This window comes from Oceanobacillus luteolus (genome assembly GCF_042678205.1).
Classification (GTDB): domain Bacteria; phylum Bacillota; class Bacilli; order Bacillales; family Amphibacillaceae; genus Oceanobacillus; species Oceanobacillus luteolus.
This window is the reverse complement of sequence record NZ_JBHUDE010000104.1, coordinates 1-5,428: the sequence shown is the minus strand read 5'-3', so window position 1 is coordinate 5,428 and position 5,428 is coordinate 1. Positions and strand designations below refer to the sequence as shown.

Annotated in this window: 3 protein-coding genes; 1 reads left to right on the top strand and 2 read right to left on the bottom strand. The window is 34.9% G+C overall.

Annotated features, from left to right (window positions below; translation table 11 throughout):
• Nucleotides 1-88 precede the first annotated feature (88 nt).
• On the bottom strand, nt 89-4,237 hold the full coding sequence (locus ACFSBH_RS12715) for a DEAD/DEAH box helicase (RefSeq protein ID WP_379597841.1): 4,149 nt from the start codon (nt 4,235-4,237) through the stop codon (nt 89-91).
• A 228-nt stretch (nt 4,238-4,465) separates the two neighbouring features.
• The gene (locus ACFSBH_RS12710) at nt 4,466-4,753 is read right to left on the bottom strand and encodes a helix-turn-helix domain-containing protein (RefSeq protein ID WP_379597839.1); all 288 of its coding nucleotides are present in this window, start codon (nt 4,751-4,753) and stop codon (nt 4,466-4,468) included.
• A gap of 202 nt (nt 4,754-4,955) precedes the next feature.
• Between ACFSBH_RS12710 and ACFSBH_RS12705 the strand changes: the two genes are divergently transcribed.
• Nucleotides 4,956-5,330: a hypothetical protein gene (locus ACFSBH_RS12705; protein ID WP_379597837.1), complete on the top strand. Its 375-nt coding sequence runs from the start codon at nt 4,956-4,958 to the stop codon at nt 5,328-5,330.
• Nucleotides 5,331-5,428 lie beyond the last annotated feature (98 nt).

The window sequence follows — 5,428 nt, the reverse complement described above, 5'->3', positions numbered from 1 at the left end:
GATAAGATTTGGAGGCTGGCAAGCCTTTTTATTTTCTTTGAAATTCAATGCAGCGTTATGTACTTTTACGCTGCATTATTATGTACATTTATTTTGCCATAAACACATTTTCATCAAATAGTGATTTTTTATCCTCATTTACAAAGTATAGAGGTATTGACTTATTGTTAAATAAAGTTTGGTAATCAGTTATCTGATTAGTCACTAATACTGAAAAACCTTTAGCTCCACCCATGAAGTTCAAAAAGAGATTATTAGTCAAATTGTCACTAAATACTTTATTCCAAATGCTTGGCCGTTTAATCAAAGGTTGACTGTTATACAAATATCTTTTTACAAATGGTCTGTATTGAATTACAGTAAATGCGTTTGAATCAAATGAAATTTTTTCCTTATTCCTCCAACGTTTCTTTAAATCGTCTGACCAGTTTATCTTTGTCGGGTCACTTAACAGATCGTTAACATCATCGACATTATCGACTTGACTATTAAAATTGGAAATCAAAACCTTCACACTTTGTTCAAGAACTTTAGAAGAATAATTAGTGACCCATTCGTCTCTACTACTTCCAAAACCTATTCCTCTATTAATAAACACACTATCATCGTCATCAGTAATTGGTTTGAATTCCATAAACTTCTCGTCTCGTTGATTAATCCAATTATTAAAAGAATCAGGTATAATTCTTGTCCATTGTAATTTACTTATAGAATTTTTTGATTTTATTATAGCAAATTTATCATTTCTACTTAGGTAATCGCCTATGTCATGGTAATAGATTTCATGATTGTTGCTATTATCTTTTACTAAAAGAGTAATTGCAACTCCTGTCCTACTGCCTGACCCGAATATCTTCCCACCTTCTCTTCGTGATAATTCTCCTTGAGTACGTTGGTCACCACGAAGGTTGAATACATATATATAATTAAACTCTTCATGCCAACATTTTCTCAGTCCATCAGCAGTTTTTCCATCAACAAAGCCACTATTTGTAACAAATCCAATAACTCCATTGTCTTTTATTCGCTCAGATGCCCATTTAAAAGAACGAATATATGAATCATATAAATTATTCTTATTTTGGGCGGTAGAATATTTAGCATAGCTTTCTCTTATGAGTCCGTCTAAAACAGGATATTTTTGATTTTGATTATTGTCATTTTCACTCGATTGTTTTGCACTATAAGGTGGATTACCTATAATGGCGAAAATTGGATTCCTCTTTTGTCTTTCAAGGCGAGAATTATTTTCTTCAAACAAATCATTTTCAAAAGAATCTTCTTTTTCGGTACTCTCAAAAGTATCCGTTAATACAATACCTTCAAATGGCTTATAGTCGCCACTCATAATTGAATGGAAAGTTTCTTCAATATTGATTGCAGCAATATAATAGCTTAACAGTACAATTTCATTTGCATGAAGCTCTTGGGTGTACTTTCGTAACAAATCCTCTTTAGAAATCAACCCACTCTGCAACAATCGAACAATAAAAGTACCAGTACCAGTAAATGGATCAAGGATGTGAACCCCTTCATCACCAATCGACTTACCAAAGTATTTTTTCAATACATCATCAACAGAATGAATAATAAAATCAACCACTTCAACAGGCGTAAATACGATTCCCAAGCGTTCTGTTGTTTCTTTAAATCCAACTTTAAAGAACTTATCGTACAATTGTATGATAATGTCTTGCTTTGCTTTAAGATTATCAATTCCCTCAGCACGCACACGAACACTCTCATAGAAGCCTTCTAGGCGTTCGTGTTCCTTCACAAGACCCTGTTCTTCCATAACCTTTAAGACTGCATCCATTGCCTGCGAAACAGGATTATCGTTAGCAAAACTGTAGGAATCGAACAACGCTTCAAAAACTGGTTTTGTAATTAAGTGTTGTGCCAACATTTCAATAGCTTGTTGGTCTGAAATGGATTCATTAATGTTATGGCGTAGTCCTAAAATGAATTTTTGGAATGCCTTGTATGCCTCACTATTCGTATCCTCTAACATTACACGGATACGCATCATATGCTGTTGAGCAATTTCAGAAACGTCCTTAGCCCAATCTTCCCAATATCTCACATTTCCAACTTTCTTAACAATCTTTCCATAAATAGCACGTTCAATATCAGAAAAGTCTTCTTCATCGAGTCCAAGAGCCAACTGTTCTGATCCAGGCTCTGCAACAGTAAATCCCCCTTCACTTTCATCAGGAGCCGAGCCAACGCCAATAACTTGTATCTGTTCTGGTTTCTTCTTATTTAATTCCAATTTATTGATAGTTGCATCGAATCGTTCATCTATAGAACGCAATGCATTCAGTACATCCCATACTACCTGATACTTCTCATTTTTATCTAATACATTATTTGCGTCTACTCCTGCTGGTACACCAATAGGAAGGATAACGTATCCATAATCTTTACCTGGTGCCTTACGCATTACACGTCCTACTGCTTGAGCTATGTCAATCTTTGATCTACGTGGTTTTAGGAACATAACTGCATCCAAATCAGGTACGTCTACACCTTCCGTAAGAAAACGTGCATTGGATAGGATACGGCATGTGTTATCTGGAACTTCAGACTTCAACCAAGATATTTTTTCATTCTTCTGTAAAGCATTCATGGAACCATCAGCGTGCTCTATTTCTACACGTACTGGCTCTCTTTGATCTCCTGAAGTATTAATATACATGTCCACAACTTCAGTAAACATTTCCTTTATCAGTTTTGACTCTCGTATCGTTCCAGTAAAAGCAATTGCTCGTTTCATTGGGTTAGCTGAGATAACATTAGAATTACTCTTACGTTTAATTAAACCATTCCAACAACCAATTATTTTCGTAACGTCATCAAATTCAAGCTCTGTATTCCGTTTATCCGCCAACATGTTTTGAAAACTTCGAGCAATCATCTCTTCGTCAACGGCAAGTACCATTACTTTATAGTCAGTTAGAATACCTTTATTAACCGCATCTCCAAAGCCGATACGGTAAAGTTCCTCGCCATAAATAGTTTCATCATTCATATCAGCAATGACAACAGACATTTCATCAGCTTTTTGCTTAGCATCCTCCCCATATATACGTGGGGTTGCTGTTTGATACAAGCGTTTCTTAGCTTTAATATTATCGTCACTATGTACCTTGACAAAAGCACTAGCTTCTTTTCCAGCTTCAGTTGCACCAGTTGTACGATGTGCTTCATCACAGACAACCAAATCAAACTCATAGAATCCGTTCTTCTGAGCCTCTATAATTACATCAATAGATTGGTATGTTGAAAATACTACCAAGAACTTACTTTGAATACCGGCTGAATCTAATGTCTTTTGACGTTCCAATAGCTTTTCATAGTCAGTAGTCGCAGGATATCCCAAGTCAGAAGCTGCAATATCCTCAAACTCATTTTCACCTTTTCCCTTCTTCGTAACTTTTCTATCCGAACAAACAGCAAACGTATCCATATCATAACGATACTTCGAATCAGCAGTCCACCCTCTTAGTGATTGGGAAAGCAATTGTATACTTGGAACAAGATACAACACCCTGAATGGCCCATCTTTATTCTCTGCCATTTTCTCGGCAATAACCATTGATGTATATGTTTTTCCTGTTCCAGGAGCCATAATTAACTTTCCACGATCAGCTTCCTTAAATCCATTTATAACCGCTTCAATGGCGGGAATCTGATGAGAACGTGGTTGCTTAGGTGATTTTAATTCAACAGTTTGCGGTTTCTCGAAGGAGAATTGCGACCAATCAATCTCACTATCACGCAATTGTGATAAACCGATTCGAGCGATATTTTTGTCACGATCTAATAATGCATCGTTTGCATTATCACTCCATTTATCCGTAGAAGTTACAATAATCCCTTCTGCATAATAATTCTTTCCTACCTCATTTAAGAAAGAATCAATATGAGCCTTTTGGATTGATGTATCTTTCGAATAATACTTACATTGAATAGCAAATAATTCACCAGTTTCCCTATTCCGTGCTACTAGATCTACTCCTGTATCCCTCTTTGGAATACCATACTCTTCAGGAACATCAGATAACATCCATACTTCATCAAATAAGCGTGTATACATAGGTTCCTTTTTCAAATATGCCGTAACCAATAACTCAAATAATGTTCCACGATCTCTTTGCGACATATCTTCTCGTTCTAAACTAGAAATAATCTTATCAAATGAATGGCGTACTTGATATTCAACTTTTTCTTCCATGTCTTAATCCCTCCAAAAGACCTAAACGCTCCAATACCTTGAATGTTATATTAGTATTGATTCTTTATATTAATTTTAGTCTTTGTTTGATTTTAACTCAAGGAAATACTGGATTACACCATCTTCACCCAAGTGGCTAATTTTATATAAAAGTATAATTTGTTACAAAAAAGCTACTAGATAGTGATTATTTCTCATCTAATCTAGTAGCACTTTTCATTTCATACATCAGCAAGGTTCAATATTCGCTGATTCTCTAGCAATTATCTGTTCAAGATATAAGTGGATATCTACCGTTGACCAATTCATTCCTGATGTTAAAATACGGACTCGAACATCTAAGTCTGGTTTTCTCCTTGCATTTTCTATTCTCCATAAATACGAAGCACTCAGAGATACAACTTCAGCCATATCCTGTAAACTCAAAGCATTTTCCACTCGAAACTCGTAAACCAAGCCACCAAAATTGTTAACTGCTTTCTCTATTTTTGCTAATCTTCCCTCTAACTGATTCATATATTTCTCCTCCTAAAATGCACTGGACAAGTACCAGTTCCAGTTTTTTATTATCTCTATATAATAGACTTCAATCTTCCATCTATAACCTTTATAGAGCAAATAAAATGCCAATATATGAATAAATAGATTGATAGAGTCTATTATGAATTAAGACATAAAATTAAAGGATTTATCATATCAAACTAAAGGAGTGATGGTAATGGATGCAAAAGACTTACAAGAATTGCCTTCATTAGAGCGAGCTGAATTCATCAACAAACTACTATTGGAGTATGATGATGACCATTTAAAGAATGCTGCAAAAGCAGTTGGTATGAAATATTCAGCCTTCTGTAAAATAATGAGAGAAGGAGGTTTTACGTATTCTCAAAGCAAAAAGCAATACGAAAAGACCATATCATTGGAGGAATATAAGGAAATCCAAACTTCCACTTCAATTGATAATGGAAGTGATGAAGCGTTACGTTTTATTGCCGATCACTTAAATGAATTAAAACAGCTATTAAGACAACATGAAACTCAATTGCTACTAGATCCAATAGTCTATGCCCCGGATTCTAAAAGTGTAACGTAAGCCCGAACTAAGAAATTTTATAATAGAAGCAACTAAAATTAAAAACAGAAACGCCAAATAACCGTGAATCTGAGATGTTTTAAACAGATTTACGGTTA